The organism is Nonomuraea sp. NPDC003707 (assembly GCF_053587055.1).
On sequence record NZ_JBSFNK010000078.1, the window covers coordinates 1 to 25336 of the forward strand.

23 protein-coding genes are annotated in these 25336 nt (G+C 71.7%); 9 read left to right on the plus strand and 14 right to left on the minus strand.

Annotated features, from left to right (window positions below; genetic code table 11):
- Nucleotides 1–234 (plus strand): hypothetical protein (locus ACWDRB_RS65600; RefSeq protein ID WP_355213016.1); only part of this gene is annotated, 234 nt, incomplete at its 5' end.
- Nucleotides 235–283: 49 nt separating this feature from the next.
- Here ACWDRB_RS65600 and ACWDRB_RS65605 read toward each other — a convergent pair.
- The 3 genes from ACWDRB_RS65605 to ACWDRB_RS65615 form a co-directional block, all read right to left on the minus strand.
- Nucleotides 284–3127 carry a SpoIIE family protein phosphatase gene (locus ACWDRB_RS65605; RefSeq protein ID WP_449912281.1) on the minus strand — a complete coding sequence of 948 codons (2844 nt, stop codon included), beginning with the start codon at nt 3125–3127 and terminating at the stop codon, nt 284–286.
- A 108-nt stretch (nt 3128–3235) separates the two neighbouring features.
- The gene (locus tag ACWDRB_RS65610) at nt 3236–3898 is read right to left on the minus strand and encodes a DsbA family oxidoreductase (RefSeq protein WP_449912282.1); all 663 of its coding nucleotides are present in this window, start codon (nt 3896–3898) and stop codon (nt 3236–3238) included.
- Nucleotides 3895–4035: a hypothetical protein gene (locus ACWDRB_RS65615; RefSeq protein ID WP_350742972.1), complete on the minus strand. Its 141-nt coding sequence runs from the start codon at nt 4033–4035 to the stop codon at nt 3895–3897. The genes ACWDRB_RS65610 and ACWDRB_RS65615 overlap by 4 nt, the downstream gene beginning before the upstream one ends.
- Nucleotides 4036–4158: 123 nt before the next feature.
- Here ACWDRB_RS65615 and ACWDRB_RS65620 point away from each other — a divergent pair, with 123 nt between their 5' ends.
- The gene (locus tag ACWDRB_RS65620; RefSeq protein WP_350742974.1) at nt 4159–4557 is read left to right on the plus strand and encodes a winged helix-turn-helix transcriptional regulator; all 399 of its coding nucleotides are present in this window, start codon (nt 4159–4161) and stop codon (nt 4555–4557) included.
- A 10-nt stretch (nt 4558–4567) separates the two neighbouring features.
- Here the strand turns inward: ACWDRB_RS65620 and ACWDRB_RS65625 are convergent, their stop codons facing one another.
- Genes ACWDRB_RS65625 through rfbB form a run of 6 tightly spaced genes read right to left on the minus strand, consistent with a single transcriptional unit; the run spans nt 4568 to nt 11100 of the window.
- Complete coding sequence (locus ACWDRB_RS65625) at nt 4568–5227, minus strand: 4'-phosphopantetheinyl transferase family protein (protein WP_449912285.1); 660 nt, start codon at nt 5225–5227, stop codon at nt 4568–4570.
- Entirely contained in the window at nt 5224–6051 is an 828-nt protein-coding gene (locus tag ACWDRB_RS65630) for a metallophosphoesterase family protein (protein ID WP_449912287.1), read from the minus strand. The genes ACWDRB_RS65625 and ACWDRB_RS65630 overlap by 4 nt, the downstream gene beginning before the upstream one ends.
- Complete coding sequence (locus tag ACWDRB_RS65635) at nt 6048–6788, minus strand: thioesterase II family protein (protein ID WP_397375625.1); 741 nt, start codon at nt 6786–6788, stop codon at nt 6048–6050. Before ACWDRB_RS65635 ends, ACWDRB_RS65630 begins: the two co-directional genes overlap by 4 nt.
- 38 nt (nt 6789–6826) lie before the next feature.
- Nucleotides 6827–7717 (minus strand): glucose-1-phosphate thymidylyltransferase RfbA, encoded by an 891-nt coding sequence (rfbA, locus tag ACWDRB_RS65640; RefSeq protein ID WP_350742982.1) that lies wholly within the window; start codon nt 7715–7717, stop codon nt 6827–6829.
- Nucleotides 7718–7756: 39 nt separating this feature from the next.
- The gene (locus tag ACWDRB_RS65645; RefSeq protein ID WP_449912289.1) at nt 7757–10099 is read right to left on the minus strand and encodes a penicillin acylase family protein; all 2343 of its coding nucleotides are present in this window, start codon (nt 10097–10099) and stop codon (nt 7757–7759) included.
- Nucleotides 10100–10116: 17 nt separating this feature from the next.
- A complete protein-coding gene (gene rfbB, locus ACWDRB_RS65650; RefSeq protein ID WP_449912291.1) occupies nt 10117–11100 on the minus strand; it encodes a dTDP-glucose 4,6-dehydratase in 984 nt (327 codons plus the stop codon).
- A gap of 401 nt (nt 11101–11501) precedes the next feature.
- Between rfbB and ACWDRB_RS65655 the strand changes: the two genes are divergently transcribed.
- From ACWDRB_RS65655 to ACWDRB_RS65680, 6 genes are read left to right on the plus strand one after another with little or no spacing between them, the layout of a single operon-like run.
- A complete protein-coding gene (locus ACWDRB_RS65655) occupies nt 11502–12929 on the plus strand; it encodes an acyl-CoA carboxylase subunit beta (RefSeq protein ID WP_449912304.1) in 1428 nt (475 codons plus the stop codon).
- A 38-nt stretch (nt 12930–12967) separates the two neighbouring features.
- Nucleotides 12968–13987 (plus strand): 3-oxoacyl-ACP synthase III family protein, encoded by a 1020-nt coding sequence (locus ACWDRB_RS65660; RefSeq protein ID WP_350742988.1) that lies wholly within the window; start codon nt 12968–12970, stop codon nt 13985–13987.
- Nucleotides 13987–14847 carry a 3-hydroxybutyryl-CoA dehydrogenase gene (locus ACWDRB_RS65665; protein WP_350742989.1) on the plus strand — a complete coding sequence of 287 codons (861 nt, stop codon included), beginning with the start codon at nt 13987–13989 and terminating at the stop codon, nt 14845–14847. The genes ACWDRB_RS65660 and ACWDRB_RS65665 overlap by 1 nt, the downstream gene beginning before the upstream one ends.
- A gap of 33 nt (nt 14848–14880) precedes the next feature.
- The gene (rfbC, locus tag ACWDRB_RS65670; protein WP_350742991.1) at nt 14881–15489 is read left to right on the plus strand and encodes a dTDP-4-dehydrorhamnose 3,5-epimerase; all 609 of its coding nucleotides are present in this window, start codon (nt 14881–14883) and stop codon (nt 15487–15489) included.
- Between the two features lie 31 nt (nt 15490–15520).
- Complete coding sequence (locus ACWDRB_RS65675) at nt 15521–16633, plus strand: DegT/DnrJ/EryC1/StrS family aminotransferase (protein WP_449912293.1); 1113 nt, start codon at nt 15521–15523, stop codon at nt 16631–16633.
- Nucleotides 16630–17574, plus strand: coding sequence for an ACP S-malonyltransferase (locus ACWDRB_RS65680; protein WP_449912294.1), 945 nt, complete (start codon nt 16630–16632; stop codon nt 17572–17574). The genes ACWDRB_RS65675 and ACWDRB_RS65680 overlap by 4 nt, the downstream gene beginning before the upstream one ends.
- Nucleotides 17575–17634: 60 nt before the next feature.
- Here ACWDRB_RS65680 and ACWDRB_RS65685 read toward each other — a convergent pair whose 3' ends face one another.
- Nucleotides 17635–17883: an acyl carrier protein gene (locus ACWDRB_RS65685; RefSeq protein ID WP_350742997.1), complete on the minus strand. Its 249-nt coding sequence runs from the start codon at nt 17881–17883 to the stop codon at nt 17635–17637.
- 140 nt (nt 17884–18023) lie between these two features.
- On the opposite strand from ACWDRB_RS65685, the gene ACWDRB_RS65690 reads away from it, so the two are divergent.
- Nucleotides 18024–19535 carry an AMP-binding protein gene (locus tag ACWDRB_RS65690; RefSeq protein ID WP_449912296.1) on the plus strand — a complete coding sequence of 504 codons (1512 nt, stop codon included), beginning with the start codon at nt 18024–18026 and terminating at the stop codon, nt 19533–19535.
- 50 nt (nt 19536–19585) lie between these two features.
- Here the strand turns inward: ACWDRB_RS65690 and ACWDRB_RS65695 are convergent, their stop codons facing one another.
- From ACWDRB_RS65695 to ACWDRB_RS65710, 4 genes are all read right to left on the minus strand, one after another.
- Nucleotides 19586–20587, minus strand: a complete 1002-nt coding sequence (locus ACWDRB_RS65695; RefSeq protein ID WP_449912297.1) for an alpha/beta hydrolase — start codon at nt 20585–20587, stop codon at nt 19586–19588.
- Nucleotides 20588–20650: 63 nt separating this feature from the next.
- Complete coding sequence (locus ACWDRB_RS65700; protein ID WP_449912298.1) at nt 20651–21412, minus strand: SDR family NAD(P)-dependent oxidoreductase; 762 nt, start codon at nt 21410–21412, stop codon at nt 20651–20653.
- A 17-nt stretch (nt 21413–21429) separates the two neighbouring features.
- Nucleotides 21430–22776 (minus strand): crotonyl-CoA carboxylase/reductase, encoded by a 1347-nt coding sequence (gene ccrA / locus ACWDRB_RS65705; RefSeq protein ID WP_449912300.1) that lies wholly within the window; start codon nt 22774–22776, stop codon nt 21430–21432.
- 70 nt (nt 22777–22846) lie between these two features.
- A partial coding sequence (locus ACWDRB_RS65710; protein WP_449912302.1) for an SDR family NAD(P)-dependent oxidoreductase occupies nt 22847–25336 on the minus strand: 2490 nt, incomplete at its 5' end.

The following is a 25336-nucleotide window of genomic DNA, read 5'->3' on the forward strand; positions in this document are numbered from 1 at the left end:
GTGAAGGTCTACGAGGCCATCGTCAAGGGCGAGAACATTCCCGAGCCGGGCATTCCGGAGTCCTTCAAGGTCCTCATCAAGGAAATGCAGTCGCTCTGCCTCAACGTCGAGGTGCTCTCCAGCGACGGCACGTCCATCGAGATGCGCGACACCGACGAGGACGTCTTCCGCGCGGCGGAAGAGCTCGGCATCGACCTGTCCCGGCGTGAGCCGAGCAGCGTCGAGGAGATCTGAGCCCGCCTCCGGAGAGATCCGGCGCCTCCGGAGGGAGGCGCCGGACGGCTCAGGTCGCGTCCGGCGCTGGGAGCGCCTGCTCGGCCCAGATGCACTTGCCGTCGGCGGTGAAGCGGGTTCCCCAGCGTTGCGAGAGGGCCGCGACGAGCTGGAGGCCGCGCCCGCCCTCGTCGGTCTCGCTGGCGCGGCGGATCCTCGGGGTGGTCTGGCTGCCGTCGGCGACCTCGCACATGAGCGTACGGCTGCGCAGCAACCGCAGCCGGATCGGGCCCCTGGCGTGCCGGATGACGTTGCCGACCAGCTCGCTGGCCACGAGTTCGGTGGTCATGACGAGGTCGTCCAGATGCCAGCGGGCGAGCTGGTCGCGTACGTGCTCGCGGGCCTCGCCGGCCGCGATCGGGTTGTCGGGAAGGGCCCATGAGGCGACGTCCTCGGCCGGGAGCCGGTGGGTGCGGGCGATGAGCAGGGCGGCGTCGTCGGGGATCTGCTTGCGGGTCGGCAGCATGGCCTCGATGACGGACTCGCAGAGCCGGTCGAGGTCGCTGTCCGAGAGGCCGCCGCGCAGGCCGGTCAGGAGCCGGGTGAGCTCGGCCAGGCCGCTCTCGATGTCGCGGGTGGAGGACTCGATCAGCCCGTCGGTGTAGAACACGAGCAGGCTGTCCTCCGGCACGCGCAGCTCGTGCGTGCTGAGGGGCGGCGCGGCGGCGCCGAGGGGCGGATCGGGCGTCACGTCGAGGACGCGGACCGTGCCGTCGGGGTGGACCAGGGCGGGCGGCGGATGACCGGCGCTGACCAGGGAGCATTCGCCGCTCGTCGGGTCGTACACCGCGTACAGGCAGGTGACGTAGAAGTCGTCGCCGAGGTCGCTGACGAGGTCGTTGAGGTGGGCGAGGAGCTCTCCCGGCGGCAGTTCGAGGTCCGCGAGAGTGCGTACGGCGGTGCGCAGGCGCCCCATGGTGACGGCCTCGGTCAGGCCGTGGCCCATGACGTCGCCGATGACGAGGGCGACCCGGTCCGCGGACAGCGGGATGATGTCGTACCAGTCGCCGCCGACCGCCACGGTGCCGCCGGGCAGATAGCGGGCAGCGGCGGTGAGGCCGGGCAGGGACGGCAGGGCGCGGGGGAGCAGGTGGCGCTGCAGTTCCTGGGCGCGGGTGTGCTCCAGGTCGTACATGCGGGCCCGGGCCAGGGCCTGGGCGATCAGCCCGCTGAGCGCGGTGAGCAGGGTGCGCTCCTCGCTGGTGAACTGGTGGGGCCGGTCGAAGGAGATCACGCAGTAGCCCATCGGCTGGTCGGGCACGCGCAGCGGGAGGATGGCCCAGCTGTCCATGCGCGAACCGGCCGTACGGTCGCCGCCGCCGGCACCCGGCGGCCGACGCTCGGCCGTCGACGTGATGAAGATCGGCACATGGGACCGGAGCACGTCCGCGTAGGCGGAGGGGACGAGGGCCGCCCGGTTCTGGAACTCGCCGAGGAGGTCGGTGGGGGCGCCGATGGACTCGACCAGATGGAGGTGATCGCCCTCCCGGGTCAGGACCGCCAGCCCCGCGGCCCCGAACGGCGGCAGCACCTGCTCGGCGATGACCTGCATGACGTCGCGGAGCGTCACCGCGTCGCCGAGGGTGCGGGTCAGCTCCTGGATCTGCGCGGCCCGCTCGGCGGCGGCCTGTTCGGCGGCCTCGCGCTGCTCGTCCTGGATCCGCTTGTCGGTGACGTCGGCGAGGTAGAGCGTCAGCCCGTCCGGCACCGGCACCAGGCGTACGTGGTACCACCGGTCGTCGGTCGGCCAGCGCATGTCGAAGCTGGCGGGCACGCGTTCGGCGGCGGCCTGGCGGCACATCGCCTGCAGCTCCGGCGTGTGGGCCGAGGTCAGCTCCCACAGCACCCGGCCGTTCAGGTCGCCGGACCCGAGGAGCCGCTCGGCGACGAGGTTGACGAACATGATCCGCCCGTCGCGGTCCACGGCGAGGAAGGCGTCGCTCATGTCGCGCAGCGCGCGGCCGGCCGACTCGCGGGCCACGCGGCTCTCGGTGGTGTCCCAGACCGTCCCGACCATGCGGACCGGCTCGCCCCGCTCGTCCAGTACCAGGCGGCCCCGGGCGTGCATCCAGCCCGTGGTCCCGTCCGGGCGGCAGGCGCGGTACTCGACCTCGTAGATGGCCCGGGTGCGGATGGCCTCCTCGGTCGCGGCCATCACCCTGGGCAGGTCCTTCGGGTGGACGATGTTCGACCAGGTGTCGATGTGGTGCGGCCCGGTCGCGGGGTCGATGCCCAGCATGATCAGCGCCGGCTCGTCCCAGTAGAGCTCTCCGGTGCGGATGTTCCAGTCCCAGGACCCGATCTTGACGGCCTTCAGCGCCTTGCGCAGGCCGGAGTCGGCCGAGCGCTCCGGCCACCACGAGCCTTTCGCACCCGAGTCGGCGCCGGTCCTGGCCAGCCGCCTGCCCAGCCAACCGGCCAGCGACCCGAGGAACTCCCGCTGGTCGCCGGTCGGCTCGGCGGCTCCGTCGCAGAGCACGGACAGCACGCCGAACGGCGGGCCCGGGCCGCGCAGCGGGACGGCCGCCACCGTCACGGGCCTGGCCCCGTCCAGGTCGGAACGCGAGACGGGGCGGCAGACGGGCGTCCCGTCACGCAGGACCCGCACGATCACGTCCCGGGTCCCGCCCCACGCCTCCTGGACCGCCGGAGGCAGCCCGGACGCGGACACCAGCCGCGGCTCCCGGCTGCCGACGGGCCCGGCCCAGTGGATCATGCCGCCGAGCGCGTGCAGGTCGGCGACCGCCTGATCAAGGGCGTACTCCAGCACCTCGATGTCGCTCAGACCGGCGCACACCGAGGTGAGCACGCGAAGGCGTTCGTCCCCCGAAACAGCGGCGGGGGACCTGTTCACCGCCATCCTCTCGCCCCCCAGCAGTCACGAGAGAAGTAGGCCACCAGCCCGATGCCGGACGCTTCTTCCACAGGGTAACGAAACGGCCGCCAAGGGCGGGCAAAGCGGTCAGCGGGCCGCCGCGCCGGCGGCAGTGTACGCCTGCTGGAGGGCGGACAGGAACAGGTCGGCCGGCTGGGCGCCCGACACGCCCCAGGTGTCGTTGAGCACGAAGAACGGCACGCCGCCGGCGCCGAGCCGGCGCGCCTCGCGGACGTCCGCGGCCACCTCGCCGGCGTACGCGTCGCCGCCGACGACCCGCCGCACCTCCTCGTCGGGGAGCCCGACCTCGGTGCCCAGGCGTACCAGGGTGTCGGGGTCGTCGACCGTCTCGCCCTCGATCAGGTGCGCGCGCAGCAGCCGCTCGTGCATCTGGCCGTCCAGGCCGTGCTCGGCGGCGAGCTGGCCGAGCCGGTGCGCGTCCAGGGTGTTCACCGAGACCGCCCGGTCGAAGTCATAGGTCAGGCCCTCGGCGGCGGCCAGCTCGGCGACCTGGCCGGTCATCTGCCGTACCTGGGCCGCCGACCCGCCGATCTTCTTGGCCAGCATGTCGTACACCGGCTCGCGGACGCCCTTGGGGTGCGACGGATCGAGCTGGAAGCTGTGCCAGCGCACCTGGACCTGGTCGGCGTGCTCGAACCGGCCGATGGCCGTCTCCAGGCGCCGCTTGCCGATGTAGCACCACGGGCAGACGACGTCGGACCACACGTCGATCCGTACCTGCGCGCTCACAGGTAGCACACCCCGTCCGTGCACACCGGCGCGGCATCCGTGCCGACGGGGATCAGCGTCGGGAGCCCGGCCGGCTGAGGGTCGGACTGGTCGGTGCCGTCGACCGGCGCCGGCGTCTCGAAGGGGGAGACAGACATGGTCACTTCCTAATAGTTACTTCTTGTATGCAACCTAAGGATAGGTAACCCTAGAGGTAACCGGGAAGAAGGTACATTCATGTCAGTTACGCACACGCGTGTGCCTGGGAAGGAGGCGCTCCGGTGTCAGGTCCGTACCTGAACGTTCCCGTGCCCGTCCCCGCCGACGGCGACTGCCCCATCCGCGAGGTCCTGGACATCGTGGCCGACAAGTGGAGCGTGCTGATCGTCGTGCTGCTCGGGCAGCGGATCCACCGCTTCAGCGAGCTGCACCGCTCGATCGAGGGCATCAGCCAGCGCATGCTCACCCTCACCCTGCGCACCCTCGTACGCGACGGCCTCGTGGCCCGGACCGCCTACGCGACGGTCCCGCCGCGCGTCGAGTACGAGCTGACCGAGCTCGGCCGTACCCTGCTCGACCCGCTGACCGCGCTCGACGCCTGGGCCCGCGAGCACCGCGACGACATCGTGGCCGCCCGCCGGCACCATGACGCCCCGGAGGCGGAGGCCGCCCGGGGGTGAACCCGGGGCCTCAAACCCGGCCGTACAGCTCCGCCGGGCGTACGGTGATGGCCGTCACGAGCAGGCCGTCGGTGGCGAGCCAGCGGCCGACGAAGCCGGTCAGCTCCCGCCCCAGCACCCGGGGGCCGGGGACGAGGAAGCGGGCCGTGAAGGTCCCCGTACGGGTGAGGGTGATGTGGGCCTGGTCGAAGCCCAGCCAGCGCCGCGTCAGCGGGAACCACGCCTTGTAGACCGCCTCCTTGGCGCAGAACAGCAGCCGGTCCCAGTGGACGCCGGGACCGAGCCGGGCCAGGGCGGCGAGCTCCCGGTCGAGGGCGATGGCCGGCAGGACGCCGTCGGGGAGCGGCTCGTGGGGCTCGGCGTCGATGCCGACGGTCAGCGCGTCCAGGGAGACCGCGGCCGCCCGGTATCCGGCGCAGTGCGTGATCGCCCCGGCCACCCCCGGCGGCCAGCCGGGAGCGCCGCGCTCGCCGGGCAGGATCGGCGACGCGGGCAGCCCGAGCCGGTCCAGGGCGCGGCGGGCGCAGTGGCGGGCCGTGGTGAACTCGCGGCGCCGCTTGTCCACCGCGCGCGCGATGACGGCCTCCTCCTCGGGGAAGAGGGTCGCGTCCGGCGGGTCCCCGAACGCCTCCTCGGCGGCCACCCACGGCGGCAGGATCTTCTCGATCATGGCACGGGCAGGATCTGGCGGAGCCGGCCGGGCGGGGTGGGGCGGGGCCGCCACTCACGCGGGTAGCCCAGGGAGACCTCCTCGAAGCGGACGCCGTCGTGCCAGGTGGTGCGGGGGATGTGGAGATGGCCGTAGACGGCCGCGCAGGCGTTGAAGCGCAGGTGCCAGTCGGCGGTGCGCTCGGTGCCGCACCAGATCGCGAACTCCGGATGCCGCAGGACCAGAGTCGGCTCCCTGACCAGCGGATAGTGGTTGACCAGCACCGTCGGGACGCCCGGCGGGAGCTCGGCCAGGCGGCGTTCGGTCTCGGCGACCCTGGCGGCGCACCAGGCGTCCCGGGAGGCGTGGGGGTCCGGGTGGAGGAGGAACTCGTCGGTGCAGACCACGTCCTTGGCGTACGCGAGGGCGAGGGCTTCTTCCTTCGTCTCGGCGTCGGGGGTGCGGAAGGTGTAGTCGTACAGGAGGAACAGCGGGACGATCACGGCGGGGCCGCCGGGGCCCGTCCAGGTGGGATACGGGTCCTCCGGCGTGACCACGCCCAGGCTGCGGCAGACCTTCACCAGGTGCTGGTAGCGCTCCTCCCCGCGCAGCTGGACCGGGTCGGAGGGATGCGTCCACATCTCGTGGTTGCCCGGCACCCACACCACCTTCGCGAAGCGGCGGCTGAGCAGGGTCAGGGCCCATTCGAGGCCGGCGACCTCCTCCGACACGTCCCCGGCGACCAGCAGCCAGTCCGAGGGGTCGCCGGGGTGGAGTCCTTCGAGGATGCGCCTGTTCTCCGCGTATCCGATGTGCAGATCGCTGATGGCCAGCAGCGCGGTCATGCGCGGATCGTCTCCAGGGACTTGAGGATCGTCTCGGCCACGGCGGCGTTGTGGTCTCGGACGAAGAAGTGCCCGCCGGACAGGACGTGCAGCTCGAAGCCGCCGCTGGTGTGCGCCTCCCACGCCTGCGCCTCGGCCAGGCTCGTCAGGGGATCGGCGTCGCCGGTCAGCGCGACGATCGGGCAGCCCACCGGCGCCCCTCCCGCGAACCGGTAGGTCTCGATCGCCCGGTAGTCGGCGCGGATCGTGGCCAGCACCATCGCCCGCAGCTCGGCGTCGTCCAGCACCGCCGCCTCGCTGCCGTTCAGCGCCTTCAGGTGCGCCACCAGCTCGTGGTCGTCGAGCAGGTGCAGCATGTCGTGGCGGACCCGGCTGGGCGCGCGCCGCCCCGACACGAACAACGCCGTGGGCCCGTGGTCGCCGAGGGCCAGGGCGGTCTCGAACGCGACGAGCGCCCCCATGCTGTGCCCGAAGAACGCCCGCGGCCGGCCGTCCCCGGGGCCCAGGACGTCGGCGATGCGGCCGGCCAGCAGCCGCAGGTCGTTGACGGGCGGCTCGTGGCGGCGCTCCTGCCTGCCGGGGTACTGGACGGCGACCAGCTCGGCGGCGGGCGCCAGCGCCGCCGCCAGGGGGTGGTAGAAGCCGGCCGAGCCTCCGGCGTGCGGGAAGCAGATCACCTGCGCGTCGCTGTGCGGCGACGGATGGGAGCGGTGCAGCCAGGGATTGGTCCTCGTCACGGCGTCTCTCCTTACGATCGGGGACTCAGATCGGGGACTCAGTTAGGGGACGGGGAGTCGCGGAACTCGGCGGCGACGGAACGGACGTAGCGACCATAGCTGGACGCGGAGAGCTCGCTGCCCAGCCGGTCGCAGGCCTCGGCGTCGATGAAGCCCATCCGGAGCGCGATCTCCTCCACGCAGGCGATGCGCACCCCCTGCCGCTGCTCCAGCACCTGGACGTACTGGCTGGCCTGGAGGATGGACTCCGGGGTCCCGGCGTCCAGCCAGGCGAACCCGCGCCCGAGGTCGACGAGCCGGGCCTTGCCGCGCGCCAGATAGGTACGGTTCACGTCGGTGATCTCCAGCTCGCCCCGGGCGGACGGCTGCAGGTTCTTGGCGATGTCCACCACGTCGTTGTCATAGAGGTACAGGCCGACGATCGCCCGGTTGGACCGGGGATTGATGGGTTTCTCCTCGATGGAGATGAGCCGGCCGTCGGCGTCGGTCTCGCCGATCCCGTAGCGTTCGGGATCGCTCACCGGATAGCCGAACAGCACGCAGCCGTCCACGTCGGACGTGCTCTGCTGGAGGATGTCGAAGAACGAGTGGCCGTGGAAGATGTTGTCACCGAGCACGAGGGCCACCGAGTCGTCGCCGATGTGGTCGGCCCCGATGATGAAGGCGTCCGCCAGGCCGACCGGCTGGGACTGCTCCGCGTAAGTGATGTCGAGCCCCAGATGCGACCCGTCGCGCAGCAGGCGGGTCAGCTGGGGCAGGTCCGTGGGGGTCGAGATGATCAGGATGTCGGTGATGTTCGCCAGCATGAGCGCCGACAGCGGGTAATAGATCATCGGCTTGTCGTTCACCGGGAGAAGCTGCTTCGAGACGGCCAAGGTGAGCGGGTAGAGCCGGGTTCCGTGACCGCCCGCCAGAATGATGCCCTTCATGTCTGATTCCTTCGATGAAAACTCGTAAACGGAAATCAATCAGTGGGGGGTGAGTGTGATCCTGCTCGCGGCGTGCCGTTCCACCTGCGCGCGGCTGTAGAGAAGCGGGAAGTACTCGCCCGACCTCCAGCGCTCCGCGAGATCCCGGTAGTGCGGGCTGCGCGGGTCGCCGGACTGGCCGGGCGCGTTCACGGCGCGGGAGTTGTCCCATCGGCCGACGTCCAGCACCATCTTGAACGAGGCCCCCGACGACTGCTGGAAGGTGGCCGGGCTGTAGGAGGACGCGTCCACCGTGTACGCCGACCCGCCCCGGGGGAAGGGACCCACGTCCGCGCCGACGGGGCTCGTGAACGCGGTGTACTGCAGCGCCCCCCACCTCCACGTGCGCGGGTCGGCGCCGAGCCGCCCGGCGACCTCGTGGTAGGCGGCGGCCAGCGACGTGTCCAGCAGCTTGTCCCGCGCGGCCTTCCCGCCGGAGCCGAACCAGCGGTCCGGGTTCTCCAGCGCGTCGACCAGCAGGCGGGCGTCGACGAAGGGGATGGAGTCCGCCACCTCCGGCGGCAGCACGGCGCGGCGGAAGGCCGGCCCGAGATGGCGCGAGAACCACGGCTCGAACAGCGCCGCCTCCGGCGAGTCCGCGTCCGCGACGCCGTCGTAGGAGCGGAGCAGCCGAAGCGCCTGGGTGGTGTCCGGGTCCGCGCTCGTCAGGCCGTCGAGCAGGCGCACGATCCGCCGCGCGGGCGTGGACACCTTGTCGGCCTGCAGGCGGATGGAGTCCTCGACCGTGCCGCGCGGGCTCGCCGCGAGCACCTCGTCGATCCGCTGCCTGCGGTAGGGCGGGTCCCACTCGAACCCGATCTCGTCGGGGTGGTCCGCGGGGAGGTTGAACTCGTTCGCCGAGGCGACGAACCCCTGCCGCGGATTGTAGGAGCGCGGCAGGCGGGCGCCGTCGAGGAAGCCGTCCCACTCGTAGCGGCCGTCGCCCGGGACGGGCAGCAGGCCGTCGTAGCCGTCGCGCTTGGGGGTGAGGGCGCCGGGCACCCAGCCGATGTTGCCCGAGACGTCGGCGTACACCTGGTTCTCGGGAGGGCCGCCCCAGGTGCGCATGGCCGCCGAGAACTCCGTGAAGTCGCGGGCCCCCATGTACGTCATGCTGCCGAAGTAGGGGGACGTGCCGGGCTCCAGCCAGGTGGTGCGCACGGCGTACGCGAGGTTGCGCTGCCGGTCGATCTTGATCACCGGGCCGTGCCGGGTGAAGGGGAGCTCCACGTCCACCGGTGCCGCGCCCGCGACCGGCACCCGCTCGGCCGTCGTCCTGAAGCGCTCCCAGCCGCCGCCGTACCGGTACCTGCCCGGGTCGGCGGGGTCGAGCTCGTAGACGTAGAGGTCCTCCTGGTCGGCACCGAAGATGGTCAGGCCGAACGCGACGGTGCCGTTGTGCCCCATCGAGATCCCGGGGAGCGCGGGCTCACCGGCCCCGATGACGTCGAGCCCGGGGGCCGACAGATGGGCCATGTAGCGCAGCGAAGGCGCGGTCAGCGACCGGTGCGGGTCGCCGGCCAGGATGGGCCGGCCCGTGGCGGTGCGGCCCGGCGAGATCGCCCAGCTGTTGCTGCCACCGGGGTCCGCGGGGGAGGCGGGGGCCTGGCGTAACGCGCCGTTCTCGAAGACCACGCCCCGCGTGGCCAGCTCGTACGTCCGCAGCACGTCCATGGGCACGGAGCAGGGGTCGAGTCCCTTGGGCACGGCGGCGGCGCGCTCGGGCTCCAGCCGCCACAGCGCCGCCGAGGCCTTGGTCCCGCCCGCGCAGACGACGAGCGAGCGCAGCACCTCGCTGTAGACGTTCTTGGCGATGCCGTGGCTCCTGATCCGCACCACGTCCTCCGGCTTCCACAACGCGGGCGCGTACCCGAGCTGCCGGAACTCGGGCGGCAGCTGCTCCGGGTTCTGCCCGAGCCGGCGCACGTAGGCGTTGATGCCCTCGGTGAAGCGGGTCGCGGCCCGTTGCGCCCCGGGGCCGTAGCTCGCCCACTCCCGGTCCATGTCACCGCGGTAGAGGAACATCCGCGCGGCCTTGTCCTGCTCCACGTAGGCGGGGCCGAGGACCGAGGAGAGCTCTCCCAGGCCGCGCCGCCGCCAGAGGTCGATCTGGAACAGCCGGTCCCTGGCGGCGTTGAAGCCCTGCGCGAGGAAGAGGTCGTCGGTGTTCCGGGCGTAGATGTGCGGCACGCCCCACCGGTCCACGATCAGCTCGACCGGCTGCTTGAGGCCGGGGACCCGCAGGGTCTCCGCGTCCTGCGGGCGGGCGGCGGCGGGCAGCGTCGTCAGTGCCAGGACGAGCCCGGCGGTCAGCGCCGTTCCGGCGCGCAGGCGTCTCCGCATGGCACAGCACCTCTCGTTCAACGCGGCTCATATGCTTTGAGGGGCTTCCACCAGTCGCGGTGCTTCAGATACCAGCGCACCGTCTCCGCCAGTCCCTCGGTGAACGGGACGCGCGGCGCGTAGCCCAGCTCCTTCTGGATCTTGCTGATGTCCACGGAGTAGCGGAAGTCGTGGCCCTTGCGGTCCGCCACCGGCCGGACCATCGACCAGTCCATGCCCATGATGTCCAGCACGCGCCTGGTCAGCGTCAGGTTGCTCAGCTCGGTACCGCCGCCGATGTTGTAGATCTCCCCGGCGCGTCCCGACTCCGCGACCAGCGCGATGCCGTCGCAGTGGTCGTCCACGTGCAGCCAGTCCCGCACGTTCGCGCCGTCGCCGTAGAGGGGCACCGGCAGCCCGTCCGCCAGGTTGGTGACGAACAGCGGGATGACCTTCTCCGGGAACTGGTAGGGGCCGTAGTTGTTGGAGCAGCGGGTCACGCACACGTCCAGCCCGTGCGTCCGGTGGTAGGCCAGGGCGAGCAGGTCGGAGGACGCCTTGGACGCCGAGTACGGGGAGTTCGGGCAGAGGGGGTCGTCCTCCGAGAACGAGCCCTCCGTGGTGGAGCCGTAGACCTCGTCCGTGGAGACGTGCACGAACCTGCCGACCCCGGCCTCCAGCGCGCACTGCAGCAGCGCGTGGGTGCCGAGCACGTTGGTCCGGACGAACTCCGCCGACCCCTCGATGGAGCGGTCGACATGCGACTCGGCGGCGAAATGGACGACCAGGTCCACCTTCTCCATCGCGTCCCGCACGAGTGCCACGCCGGCGATGTCCCCGTGGACGAACCGGAGCCGGGGGTCGCCGACCACCTCCGCCAGATTCTCCAGGTTCCCCGCGTACGTCAGCTTGTCGAGCACCACGACCTCGGCCTCGGCCAGCGCCGGATAGTGCCCCTGGAACACCCTGTTGACGAAGTTCGACCCGATGAAACCGGCGCCACCCGTCACAAGAATGCGCATCCTCAGTCCTCTTCGTAGGCCCTGTCCGGTCCGCCCGGCGGCGACTTCCATGACAGGACGCGCGCGGCGGCATCGGCCAGTGAATTCCGGATATTTAGGGGGGACCGGCACCGGAAAAAGCTCTTCGCTCCCGTCCCGCCGTACATTTAGGGGCTGTTTAGGGGCTGACGGGACGGCACCCGGCCGTGCCTGCCGAAACCCGGTAGGGGTGGGGGTAAGGGTTGGTGTGGGAGGGGTGCCCATGTAGCGTTCTTGCTGATGAGACCGGCCGAATTCAGCGCCGTCTCGGAAATTCCCGGAAGACTCGGTCGCACCCGTGCCCACGGCTTGTGAGAGGTGGCGAACGTGCGAGAAAAGACCTCCTTTTCGGAATCAAATCTTTTTGAGGGCGGACGACGTTGCTGACTATCAGCCCCACCGGCTCCCCTGTCGTTCAGGAGGAGCGCGAGCGCGATTTTCGTGAACCTGCCGTCCGCCTGGCCCGGCTGCTGGACGCCGGCTCCGTCGTCCCGCTGCACGACAAGGACGCCAGCGGCGTGACCGCCGTGCGAGGGCGTGTCGCGGGAAGGGACGTGATCGCCTACTGCACCGACGCCCTCAACATGGGCGGCGCGATGGGCGCGGAGGGCTGCCGCTGGGTCGTGGAGGCCATCGACGCGGCCGTGCTCGAAGGCGTTCCCGTGATCGGCCTGTGGCACTCCGGCGGGGCCAGGCTGGCCGACGGCGTCGAGTCGATGGACGGCGTCGGAAAGGTGTTCCGCGCGATGACGCGGGCCTCCGGCCGGGTGCCCCAGATCTCGGTCGTCCTCGGACCGGCCGCCGGAGCCGCCGCCTACGGGCCCGCGCTGACGGACGTCGTGATCATGTCGTCCGCCGCCCGCATGTTCGTGACCGGCCCCGACGTCGTACGCACCGTCACGGGCGAGCAGGTCGACATGGAGTCGCTCGGCGGCCCCGGCGCCCACGGCCGCAAGTCGGGCGTGGCGCACGTGGTCGTCGAGAACGAGGCGGAGGCGTACCTGACGGCACGGCGCTTCACCGAGCTCTTCAACGGCCCGCGCTCCTTCGACCCGGACCTGGTGAAGGACGGCGACGACCTCGGGGCGCTGCTGCCGGAGAACCCGCGCCGCGCCTACGACGTGCGCCCCCTGGTCCGTGAGCTCCTCGACGACGGCGCGTTCGAGGAACTGCAGCCGCGCTGGGCGGCCAACGTCGTCATCGGGCTCGGCCGGCTCGCCGGCGGGACTGTCGGCGTCATCGCCAACAACCCCCTGCGCAAGGGCGGCTGCCTGGACTCGCTCAGCGCCGAGAAGGCCTCGCGGTTCGTCCGCATGTGCGACGCGTTCGGCATCCCGCTGGTCGTGCTCGTGGACGTGCCCGGCTACCTGCCCGGCGTCGGCCAGGAGTGGGACGGCGTGATCCGGCGCGGGGCCAAGCTCCTGCACGCGTTCGCCGAGGCCGTCGTGCCCAGGGTCACCCTCGTCACGCGCAAGTCGTACGGCGGCGCGTACATCGCGATGAACTCCCGCTGCCTCGGGGCGACGGCGGTCTTCGCCTGGCCCCAGGCCGAGGTCGCGGTGATGAGCGCGGAGGCCGCCGTGGGCGTCCTGCACCGCAAGCGGCTGGCCGCCGCCCCCGACGAGGACCGCGAGGCGCTGCGGCTGAGCCTCGTCGAGGAGCAGATCCGTACGGCCGGCGGCGTGGGACGGGCCCTCGCGCTGGGCGTCGTGGACGAGGTGGTCGAGCCCGAGCACACCCGGCGGAGGATCGCCGAGGCCCTGGCCGCGACGCCGGCGCGGCGCGGCGACCACGGCAACATCCCCCTCTGACCGCGCCCGGTGGTACTGATGGGAAAGGCGTACTGGCAGTGGCCAAGCAATTCACGGGAATCCTGGGAACCGGTTCCTACCTGCCCAAGGAAGAGGTCGCCAACGAGGAGGTGGCGGCCAAGGCCGGCGTGACCGCGGAATGGATCCAGCGCAAGACCCAGATCTCCGCCCGCCGCCATGCCGCTCCCGACGAGGCCACCTCCGACCTCGCCGTGCGGGCCGCCAGGAACGCGCTGAGCCAGGCCGGCGTCGACATCGGCCGGATCGGCTACATCATCGTGTCCACCTCGACCGGCGACTCGCCCCAGCCGCCGACCTCGTACCTGGTCCAGGACGCGCTCGGCGGGCGCGGCGCCGCCTGCTTCGACATCAACGTCGTCTGCAGCGGTTTCGTGTACGCGCTGGCCCTGGCCGACAGCCTCGTCGCGCTCCGCCCCGACACCTACGCGCTGGTGGTGGCCGCGGACGTGTACTCGCGCATCCTCGACGCCACCGACCGCCGCACGGCCGTGCTCTTCGGGGACGGCGCCGGCGCGGCCGTCGTCGGCCCGGTGCCGGAACGCTCCGGGATCATCGGCTTCGACCTGACCAGCGACGGCGGGGCCAGCCAGCTCATCAGGGTCGACGCCGGAGGCAGCAGGCTTCCCGCCTCCCACGAGACGGTCGAGGCCGGCGACCACTACTTCCGCATGGACGGCCGCGGGGTCAGGAACTACGTGATGGAGCACGTGCCGCCCATCCTGGAGGGCCTGGTGAGCCGCGCCGGGTTCCGGCCGCAGGAGGTCGACGTCTTCGTGCCGCACCAGGCGAACGGGGTCATGGTCACCGAACTGGTCGAACGCGTCGGCCTCACCGGCGCGCGCACCGCCCGGACGCTGGAGCGGTACGGAAACGTGGGCAGCGCCTCGGTCCCCGTGGCGCTCGACGAGGCGAACCGGTCGGGCCTCATCAAGGACGGCGATCTCGTCCTGCTCGCCGGGTTCGGCGGCGGCATGTCCATCGGGGCGTGCCTTCTTCACTGGTCGGCGCCGACGGTGCCGGTGTCACAGGAGGCGTGATGAGCGAGATGCGCAAGGTCGGCATCGTCGGGTGCGGCGTCATGGGCTCGGGCATCGCGGAGGCGTGCGCCCGCGCCGGGCTCGACGTGATCGTCGCCGTGTCCACGGAGGCGTCCCTCGCGCCCGCGCGGCGGCGCGTGACCGCGTGGCTCGACCGGGGCCTGCGCAGGGCCACGATCACCGAGGCCGAGCGGGACACGGCGCTGGCCCGCGTCTCCTTCGTCACGGACCTCGCCGAGCTCGGCGACCGGCAGATCGTCTTCGAGGCCGTCCCTGAGAGCGAGTCGATCAAGCTCGACGTGCTGGGGGCGCTGGACAAGATCCTGGACGACCCGGACGCGATCCTCGCGTCGAACACCTCCTCCATCCCGATCATCCGGCTGGCGCGGGCCACCAGCCGGCCCGCCCAGGTGATCGGGGTGCACTTCTTCAACCCGATGCCCGCGCTCCCGCTGGTGGAGCTCATCGGGTCGCTGCTGACGGCGGACGAGACGTACGCGCGGGCGGAGTCGTTCGTCGCCGGGACGCTCGGCAAGCAGGTGATCAGGTCGCAGGACCGCGCCGGTTTCGTGGTCAACGCGCTGCTCATCCCGTTCCTGCTGTCGGCCGTGCGGATGGTGGAGAGCGGGTTCGCCCGCGCCGACGTCGTCGACCAGGGCATGGTGCTGGGCTGCTCCCACCCGATGGGCCCGCTGAAGCTGGCCGACCTGATCGGCCTGGACACGGTGGCCTCGATCGCGGAGGCCCTCTACGAGGAGTTCAAGGAGCCGCTCTACACGCCCCCGCCGCTCCTGCTGCGCATGGTCGAGGGCGGCCTCCTGGGAAAGAAGACCGGCCGCGGATTCTACGAATACGCGTAGCGGCCGGCGGACACCACAGAAAGGTTTTCGGACATGCAGATCCGCCAGCTCAGGGTGGACGGCGCGTTCTTGATCCAGCCCAAGGTCTTCCACGACGACAGGGGCCTGTTCCTCGAGGCCTTCAGCCAGCCGGAGTTCCGGAAGGCGGTCGGCCACGAGCTCTCGGTCGCCCAGGTCAACTGCTCGGTGTCGCGGCGCGGGACCATCCGCGGCCTGCACGCCACCGCGCTGCCGGGCCAGGCCCGCTACATGACCTGCCCGCAAGGCGCCATCATCGACATCCTGGTCGACATCAGGGTCGGCTCGCCCACCTACGGCGAGCACGTCGCGGTCGAGCTGAGCGCGGAGAACCGCAACGCCCTCTACCTGGCCGAAGGGCTCGCCCACGGGTTCGCGCCGCTGACGGACCAGGCCACGGTCGTGTACCTGTGCTCCAGCACGTGGTCCCCCGGCACGTCAATCCAGATCGACCCCCTGGACCCGGAGCTGGCCCTGCCCTGGCCGGCCAAGCGCGACCTGCTGTCGGAGAAGGACCTCGCCGCCCCGTCCCTGCGCGAGGCCGAGAAGCTCGGGCTGCTGCCGGACTACTCCGCCTGCCGCGCCCGCTACGCCGAACTCGAGGACCCCGCCCTCGTCGGCTGACGACGGGCGAGACAGGCAAGGAGCACAGCCAATGATCCCGTTGTTCAAGGTGCCGATGTCCGACGAGGCGCCGGCCGCCGTCGCCGAGGTGGTCGGCAGCGGCCAGATCGGCCAGGGAGCCAAGGTCGTCGAGTTCGAGGCGGCGCTCGCCGCCAGGGTCGGCAACCCCAGGGTGGCCACCGTCAACAGCGCCACCGCCGGGCTCCAGCTCGCGCTGCGCCTGGTCGCCGGCGACGACGACGGCCAGGGCGAGGTGCTGTCCACGCCGCTGACCATGGAGGCCACCAACTGGGCGATCCTGGCCAACCGGCTGCGGATCAAGTGGGTGGACGTCGACCCGGCCACCCTCAACGTCGACCTCGACGACCTGGCCAGGAAGATCACACCCAGGACCCGCGCCATCATGGTCGTGCACTTCGCCGGATACCCGGTGGACCTCGACCGGCTGGCCGAGATCCTCGACGACGCCGAGGCCGCGTTCGGCTCCCGGATCACCGTGATCGAGGACTGCGCGCACGCCTGGGGCGCCACCTACCGCGGCGCGCCGATCGGCACCCACGGCAACATCTCCGTCTTCAGCTTCCAGGCCATCAAGCACCTCACCACCGGCGACGGCGGCGCGCTCGCGCTGCCCACCGACGAGCTGCACGAGCGGGCCAGGCTGCTGCGCTGGTTCGGCATCGACCGCAGCGCCGACCGGCTGCGCAACCCGCCCGACGTGCCCGAGTGGGGCTACAAGTTCCACATGACCGACATCAACGCCTCGATCGGGCTGGCCAACCTGGCCAAGGCGGACGAGGTGGTGGCCAGGCACCGCGACAACGCCGCCTTCTACGACCGGGAGCTGGCCGGCGTCCCGGGGCTGGAGCTGACCGAACGCTCCGGCGACCGCCAGTCCTCCTTCTGGATCTACCCGATGAAGGTGGACGACCGGGACGGGTTCCTCAAGCGCATGGACGCGGCCGGGATCATGGCCAGCAACGTGCACGAGCGCAACGACCTGCACACCTGCGTGCGCGAGTACGCCGCCCTGCTCCCCGGTCTGGAGCGGGTCGCCAAGCGCGTGGTGTGCGTACCGGTGGGCTGGTGGGTGACCGACGAGCAGCGCCGCCACATCGTGGACACCATCAAGGAGGGCTGGTGACCTCCGCCACCTCACCGCGGACCGCGATGGTCTTCCCCGGGATGGGCCCCGTCCAGTTCGCCGACGTCGCCGAGTTCATGCGGGGCGATCCCGCGGCGCGGCGGCTGATCGCCGCCGCCGACGACGTCCTCGGCTACTCGCTGGTGGACCGTTTCCAGGAGTCCCGGAACGACTACAGCGAGGCCGCCCAGGTGGCGTTCATGGTGAACTGCGTGGCCCTCGCGGACTGGGCCGAGCGGACCCTGGGCGTGGAGCCGGTCGTGTGCGTCGGCCCGAGCTTCGGCGGCAAGGCGGCCGCGGCGTACTCGGGCGCCCTGTCCTTCGAGGACGCCGTGCGGATGACGGCCGGGCTGGCCCGCTGCACCGACGACTACTTCGCCCACGAGCACCGGGACATCGTCACCCACTCCTTCGTGCGCACCCCGGAGCCCGGGCTGCGGGAGGTGCTGGCCGAGCTGGACGAGCGCGGCGAGTGGTACGACCTCTCCTGCTACATCGACCACGACTTCTACATGCTCTCCCTGGCGGAGCGGCAGGTGGAGTGGCTGCAGCGGCGGGTACGCGCCCTCGGCGGGCTCCCGCTGTACACGATGCGCCCCCCGATGCACTCGGCCGCGTTCCAGCCGCTGCGGCGGCGGGCCGAGGAGGAGGTCCTCGACGGCCTCCGGTTCGCCGACCCGAGGCTGCCGGTGGTGGACGACCACGACGGCGCCCTGCTGACGACCGGGGACGGCGTGCGGACGATGCTGCTCGACGGCTTCGTACGGCCCCTGCGCTGGCCGGAGGTGGTGGCGGCGCTGCGGCGGCTGGAGGTCGCCAGGGTGTGCGTCTCCGGTCCGGACAGCCTGTTCGGCCGGGTGGCGGTCACCAGGGAGAACTTCGCGGTGACACCGGTGAACCCGAGACTGGCGATGATGCCCCGCCCGGCCCCGGTGGCCTAGCCCGGCATGCGACGAGGCCACGGCTCACCGGGTGATGAGCGCGTGGCCTCGTCGCGGGCGTCAGCCGGCGGTCTCGGAAATCCCGGTCAAGGTGTTCCACAACACGGCGGGGGTCTGGAAGGTCTCCGGGGTCAGCGCGTCGTCCCGGAATCGCACCCCGTACGTGTCCTCCAGAGCGCCCAGCAATTGCACGATGCCGAGCGAGTCGAGGCCGAAGTCCAGCAGCGCGACGTCCTCCCGGAGTTTCTCGTCGGCCGGGAGAAAAGGCAGGTGCTGGCGCAGGATCTCCTCGAAACGATTGTCCCACATGGCGCGCGGATTCCTTTCTCAATCGAATTATCTGGACTTGACGTTATAGCCCGGAAACTCCGATGTCCACGGATTCGACAAAAGAATTTGACAAACATATTCGGACCTGGTGCCCGGAATAATTGTGGCCGGAGGAAACAATGACCGGAGAATGCAGCCCCGCACTCTATGAATTCTTTCTGCGCGGTCTGGCGAAGTCGCCCGGCCGGGCGGCGTTCCGGGCCGGCGCGGACACCTTGACCTACGACCAGGTCTACCGGCTGGCCCTGCTGTGGGGCGGCGCGCTGCCGCGTACGTCACCCGCCGCCGTCGGGGTGCTCGCCGCCAAGGGGACCGTCTCCTACGTCGGGATCCTCGCCGGCCTCTTCGCCGGGGTGACCGTCGTGCCGCTGCAGCCGGACTTCCCGGCCGCGCGCACCAGGCAGATGATCGAGGCGGCCGGGGTGTCGGCGCTCATCGTCGACGAACGCGGGCGGAAGATCGCCGAGGAGTTGCTGGGCGAGGGGGTGGATGTCGCCGTCCTCGCACCCGACACCGACCCGATCGACCCCGGGCTCGCCCTCCCGCGGCCCCGGCCGGTCGAGGCCGGCGACATCGCGTACGTGCTGTTCACCTCGGGTTCCACCGGGACGCCCAAGGGTGTGCCGATCACCCACGGCAACACCGCCCACTATTTCCGGTTCCTGGCCGGACGGTACGACTTCACCAGTGACGACGTCTTCTCCCAGACGTTCGACCTGACCTTCGACTGCGCCATGTTCGACCTGTTCTGCGCCTGGGGCGCCGGGGCGACGTCCGTGGCGGTGCCGCCGCACGCGTACCGGAACCTGCCGCGCTTCCTCGCCGAGCAGGGGATCACGGTGTGGTTCTCCACCCCCAGCGCGATCTCGATGGTGCGCAGGACCGGTGGTCTCGGCGGCGCCGCCATGCCGTTCCTGCGCTGGAGCTTCTTCGCCGGAGAGGCGCTGAAGGTCGCGGACGCCACCGACTGGCAGCGGGCCGCCCCCGCCTCCGTCCTGGAGAACCTGTACGGCCCGACCGAGCTGACCATCACCATCGTCGGTCACCGCTGGTCCCAGGAGAGCTCGCCCGGGCTGGGCGTCAACGGCCTGTCGCCGATCGGGTTCGTGAACGACGGCCACGACCACCTGCTGCTCGACGACGAGGGACGGCCGACCGGCACCGAGGGCGAGCTGTGGATCACCGGCCCGCAGACCACCCCCGGATACCTCGACCCCGAGCACGACCACGGCCGGTTCGTCGAGCGCGAGGGCCGCGTCTGGTACAACACCGGTGACCGGGTCCGGCGCGCGGCCAACGGCGAGCTCGTCTATCTCGGCCGGGGCGACGCCCAGGTCCAGGTGCAGGGCTGGCGCGTCGAGCTGGCCGAGATCGACCACGCGGTACGCGGCTGCGACGGCGTCGAGGACGCGGTGACGGTGAGCACCACGGCCGATGACGCCACCGCGCTCGTCGTCTTCTACACCGGAGCCCCCGCGCCGCCGGCCCGCTTCGCCGCCCAGCTCCGCAGGACGCTGCCGGCGGGCCTCATTCCCCGGCACTACCACCACCTGGACGAGCTGCCCCTGAACCCCAACCGCAAGGTCGACCGGGCCGGCCTGCGGGCCCGGGCCACGGAGCTGGTCGGCTGAGCGCGGGGCGCCGGCCGGGCGGGCCCAGCGGCGGGTGAGCGGGGCGGGGCTCAGCGGCTCCGCATCCCGCGGCGCAGTGAGAAGATCATGTCCTCGCGCATCTTCTTCGTGATCTCGGCGTGCGCGATCACGGACGCGCCGTGGAAGGTCCCCGGATACAGCACGAGCTCCGTCGCGACCCCCGCCTGGACGAGCCGCTGGGCGTACTCGATGCCCTCGTCGCGCAGCGGGTCGAACTCGCACACCACCACCAGCGCCGGAGGCAGGCCGGTGAGGTCGCCGGCCCGCATGGGCGCGGCGTAGGGGGACACGTCCGGTCCGCCCGGAGCCGGGCCGTCCTTGAGGTAGTACCGCCACATGGCCTCGTTGTTGCGGCTGTTCCAGCTGGGGGTGTCGACGAAGTCCCGCATGGACCGCGTCGTCATCCGGTCGTCCAGCACCGGCACGTCCAGGAACTGGAAGCAGATCTCCGGGCCGCCGCGGTCGCGGGCCAGGAGGGAGACCGCCGCGGAGAGGTTCCCGCCGGCGCTGTCACCGCCGACCGCGATCCGCTCGGGGTCCACGCCGAGCTCCCCGGCCGCGGAGTGCAACCACGTCAGCGACGCGTACGTGTCCTCCAGCGCCCCGGGGAACGGGGTGTCGGGGGAGAGCCGGTAGTCGACCGACACCACGACGGCGCCGACCCGGTCGGCGATCTCCGTGCACCGGGCGTCGAACACCACTAAGTCCGAGGCGACGAATCCGCCTCCGTGCAGGTAGAGGAGCGCCGGCCGGGGCCGGTCCGCGGCGGGCGGCCGGTAGAGGCGTACCTTGACCGGGGGCGCGCCCCCGGGGCCGGGGATCTCGCGATCGCTGATGTCCACGGCCTGCTCGGGCGTGTAGTGCGGGAGCTTCTCGTGGAACTTCTGCTCTTCCTCTGGGGTGAGGGTGATCTCCCGGTTGACGACCTGGGAGAGTTCGACGTCGGGGATCATCGACGCCCATGGCGCGAGCTCTGAGTCGAGGTTGTAGCGCATGAGATCATCCTCCGCGCCGGGGCGGCGCCGGGTCATCCGCCGAATGGCCGCCGCCGGGCGGGTCCGCCCGGCCGAACGGCGGTGTTCACTGGGGGGTGCTCATTGGGCGGTGGCGCCGCCGTCGATGGCCAGTGCCGCGCCGGTGATGAAGGCCGCGTCGTCGCTGAGGAGGAACGCGACGAGCGCGGCGATCTCCTCGGGATGCGCCGCCCGTCCCGAGGGGTTGGGCACCCGGGTCTCCAGCGGCCCGTCCAGCGGCGCTCCCAGCAGGTTGCGGAGCAGCGGGGTGTCGACGTTGCCGGTGACCAGCGCGTTCACCCGTACGCCCCGCTCGGCGTTCTCCAGGGCGACGGCCCTGGTCAGCCCGACCACACCGTGCTTGGCGGCCACGTACGGCGCCGCGCCCGGGATCCCGGCGCAGCCGTAGGTGGAGGCGTTGGTCACGATCGAGCCCCCGCCGGCGGCCAGGATCGCCGGGACCTGGTGCTTGAGGCCGTAGAAGACGCTGGTGAGGTTCTGCTCCAGGTCGGCCCGCCAGTGGGCCTCGTCCACGTCGGACACCAGCCCGGTCCCGTTCACGCCGCCCACGTTGTTGAACGCCCCGTCCAGCCGGCCGAACTCCGTCACCGCCGAGCGCACCAGCCGTTCGGCGTCGGCCTCCACCGTGACGTCGGCCGGGACGAACAGCGCCCGGCCGCCCTTCGCCTGGATGTCGGCCGCCACCTGCGCGCCGACGTCCTCGCGCCGGGCCGCGATCACCACGGCGCCGCCGTCGGCGGCGACCCGCTCCGCGACGGCCTTCCCGATGCCGGAAGTCCCTCCTGTGATCACGACGACCTTGGAAGCCAGGTCAGCAGCCACGTCTCATCCTCCGCAAGCTAGTTGTCCGACGGTTCGCGGAACCGGTTGATCTGGTCGATGTGGCGGGCGCGGAACTCGGGGTCGTCGACGCCGAGGCCGGGCCGCGGCGCCAGGCACAGGACTCCGACCTTGCCGCTGTGGGCGTTCGCGTGGACGCGGCGGGTCGCCACCCCGACCTCGTCGAGGTCGTAGACGGCGGACAGGGTGGGGTGGACCGCCCCCTTGGCGATGAGGCGGTTGGCCTCCCAGGCCTCCCGGTAGTTCGCGAAGTGGGTGCCGACGATCCGCTTCAGCGCCATCCACAGGTAGCGATTGTCGTATTGGTGCTGGTAGCCGGAGGTGGAGGCGCAGGTGACGATCGTGCCGCCGCGGCGGGCCACGTACACGCTCGCGCCCATGGTCTCCCGGCCCGGGTGCTCGAAGACCACGTCGGGGTCGTCGCCGCCGGTCAGCTCCCGGATCCGCGCCCCGAACCGCTTCCACTCCTTGGGGTCGGGGGTCTCCGGGTCCTTCCAGAACCGGAAGCCCTCGTCGGCCCGGTTGATCACCAGCTCCGCGCCCTGGGCCCGGACCAGCTCGGCCTTGTGGTCGCTGGAGACCACGCAGACCGGGATCCCCCCGGCGCGCAGGACGAGCTGGGTGGCGTACGAGCCGAGCCCGCCCGCGGCCCCCCAGATCAGCACCACGTCGCCGACCTTGATCTGGGCGCCGTTGCGCGAGATGAGCTGGCGGTAGGCCGTGGAGTGCACCAGGCCGGAGGACGCCGACTCCTCCCAGGTCAGGTGGGCGGGCTTGGGCATGAGCTGGTTCGCCTTGACCAGGCTGAGCTGCGCGAGCCCGCCGTAGTTGGTCTCGTACCCCCAGATGCGCTGGTCGGGGTCGAGCATGCTGTCGTCGTGGCCGTCGGCCGAGGAGAGCTCGACCGACAGGCAGTGCGCCACGACCTTGTCGCCGGCCTGCCACCGGTGGACGCCGGGGCCGGTCCTCAGCACGACGCCGGACATGTCCGAACCGAGCACGTGGAAGGGCTGGTCGTGGATCCCGGCCGACGGGACCGCCTTCGCGTAGCGCTTCAGGAAGCCGAACGTGTGCATCGGCTCGAAGATGGCGCTCCACACCGTGTTGTAGTTGATGCTGCTCGCCATCACCGCGACGAGCACCTCGCCCGGGCCGGGCTCCGGTGTGGGGACGTCGGACAGGGTCAGCGACTTCGCGGGATCGCGGTTCTCGGCCGGGATGCCGCCGAACATGTCCACGTCGTCGTGGAGCACGACCGCCGCCCGGTAGCTCTCCGGGATCGGGAGGTTCCTGAGCTGCTCGGCGTCGTACTGCTCGGACAGGAGGATGTCTCTGATTTCCTTCATCGATTCTCCTTGGCGGGAGTTCGAGCGGGTTGGGGTCAGGGGCCGGCGACAGGACGCGCGGCCCGCCGGGTCAGGACGCGCCGAGCTGGTCGTCCAGCGCGGCGAAGAGCTCCTCGTCGGAAAGGTCGTCGAGGTCCCGGTCGGCCTCCTCCGCCGCGCCGTTCACCCCTTCGGCCGCGTGGAGGATGGCCCGGAAGCGGTCGCTGATCTGCGCCCGGTCCCCGGCGGACAGGGCCTGCTCCCGTAGCAGCCGCTCCATCTCGTCGAGCTGGGCGAAGATCGAGCCAGACGGCGTCTCCGGTGCGAGCCTGTCCTGGACGAACCGGGCGAGGGCGATCGGGGTGGGATAGTCGAAGACCAGGGTGGCCGGGAGCTTCAGGCCGGTGGCCCGGCCCAGCCGGTTGCGCAGCTCCACCGCGGTCAGCGAGTCGAACCCGAGCTCGTTGAACGCCCGGTCCGGTTGTACCGGGTCGTCCGAGGTGTGTCCCAGCACCGCCGCGGCCTCACTGCGTACCAGGGAGACCACCAGGCGCTCCCGCTTGGCCGGCGGCAGCTCCGCGAGCCGCGCCGCGAACGCCGTACCGTCGTCGTCGCCCCCGGAGGCCGCCGGCGCTTCGAGCGCCCGCGTGAACTCGGGAACGGCACTCACCAGGGGACGCGGCCGCGCCAGCGCGAAGGCGGGCGCGAAGCGCTCCCAGTCGATGTCGGTCACCACCAGGTGGCCCCCGCCGCTGCCGACCAGCTGGCCGATGGCCATCGCCGCGGCGTCGGGCGCCATCGGCCGCAGACCGCTTCTGCCCAGCTGCTCTCCGGCGTCCTCCATCATCCCGCCGCCGCCCCAACCGCCCCAGGCGATCGAGGAGCCCGCGAGCCCGCGGATCCGCCGGCGCTGCGCCAGCCCGTCGAGGAACGCGTTGGCGGCGGCGTAGGAGGCCTGCCCGCTCGACCCCCACACGGCCGCGCCGGAGGAGAACATCACGAACGCCTCCAGCGGGCGGTCACCCAGGACCTCGTCCAGGTTGATCGCCCCGATGACCTTGGACCGGGCGTAGCCGGCGAAGTCCTCCAGCGTGGTGTCGGCCACGAGCACGTCGTCGTGCCCGACACCGGCCGCGTGCATCACCGCCATCAGGTCGGGGATCGACTCCAGCAGGTCCCGTACCGCCGCCCGGTCGGCGACGTCGCAGGTGGCCACCGTGACCGCGGCGCCCAGCTCGGTCAGCTCCGCCTCGAGCTCCGCGACGCCCTCGGCGCCGCGGCCGCGTCGGCTGACCAGCACCAGGCGGTCGGCGCCCTCCCGGGCGAGCCACCGTGCCACGTTCGCTCCGACCCCGCTGGTGCCGCCGGTGACCAGCACCGTTCCGTTCGGCTTCCAGCTCCGCGCCCGGTCCGCGCCGCCGTTCGGCGAGCGCACCATGCGGCGCGCCCGTACGACGCCTGAGCGGATCGCCACCTGGTCCTCGCCGCTCGCGCCCGCGAGCACCCCCTGGAGCAGCGCGATGTCGTCGGCCCCGGGGGCGGGGGGAAGGTCGACGATGCCGCCCCAGGTGTCCGGGTGGTCCACCGCGAGAACCGCGCCGAGCCCCCAGAGCGCAGTCTGGAACGGACTGACCCTCTCCACAGCCCTGTCTCCGCCGGTTCCCTCTTCGGTTGCGCCGTCTCCGGCCGCTCCGTCTCCGGTGGCCTCGTCCAGAGCGACCGCGCCGGACGTGGTCAGCCACAGGGGCGCGCTCACCTCCGCATCGGCCAGCGCCTGCACCAACGTGACGGTCGCCGCGGCGCCCCGCGACAACGTCGGGTGCTCCTCGTGCGGCTCGTCGTCGAGCGGCAGGAGACAGAGCACACCGGTCAGCCCGGGCCGGGCCTGCGCACGTATGACTTCAGCGAGCGCGGCGCGATCCTCACCACCGACCACCAGCGGATACACCCGGGCGGCCCGCGCGGACAGACCGTCCAGGACGTCCCGGACGATCCGCGGATCGCCGCCCGCAGCGGGCACGGCCACCAGCCACGCCGTACCGGTGATCCCCGCCGCGCTCGGCGCGCTCACCCCGCGCCACACCAGCTTGTAACGCCAGTCGTCGAGCACGGACCGCTTGCGCTCCGCGTCCCGCAGGGACGACAGGGCGGGAAGCACGGTCCGCAGCGCGTCCGCGTCCACCTTCAACCGGGTGGCCAGCGCCTCCGTCTCCTCCGACTCCAGCGCCTTCCAGAAACCGTCGTCCCGGGGGGCGTCCGACCCGTGCCCGTGGGACGACGGCTCCAGCCAGTAGTGGTGGTGTTGGAAGGGGTAGGTGGGCAGGTCGGTGGTGGTGGCGTGGGGGATGAGGGTGGTCCAGGTGGGGGTGGTGTTGGTGTTGTGGGTGTGGGTGGTGGCGATGGCGGACAGGAGGGTGTGGGTTTCGGGGTGGTTTTTGCGGAGGGTGGGGGTGAAGTGGCTGCTGCTGCTGTTGGTGGTGGTGTGTGTGGTGGGGAGGTTGTGGGGGGCGATGGCGGTGAGGGTGGTGTCGGGTCCGATTTCGAGGTAGGTGGTGACGCCGGTGTGGTGGAGGTGGGTGAT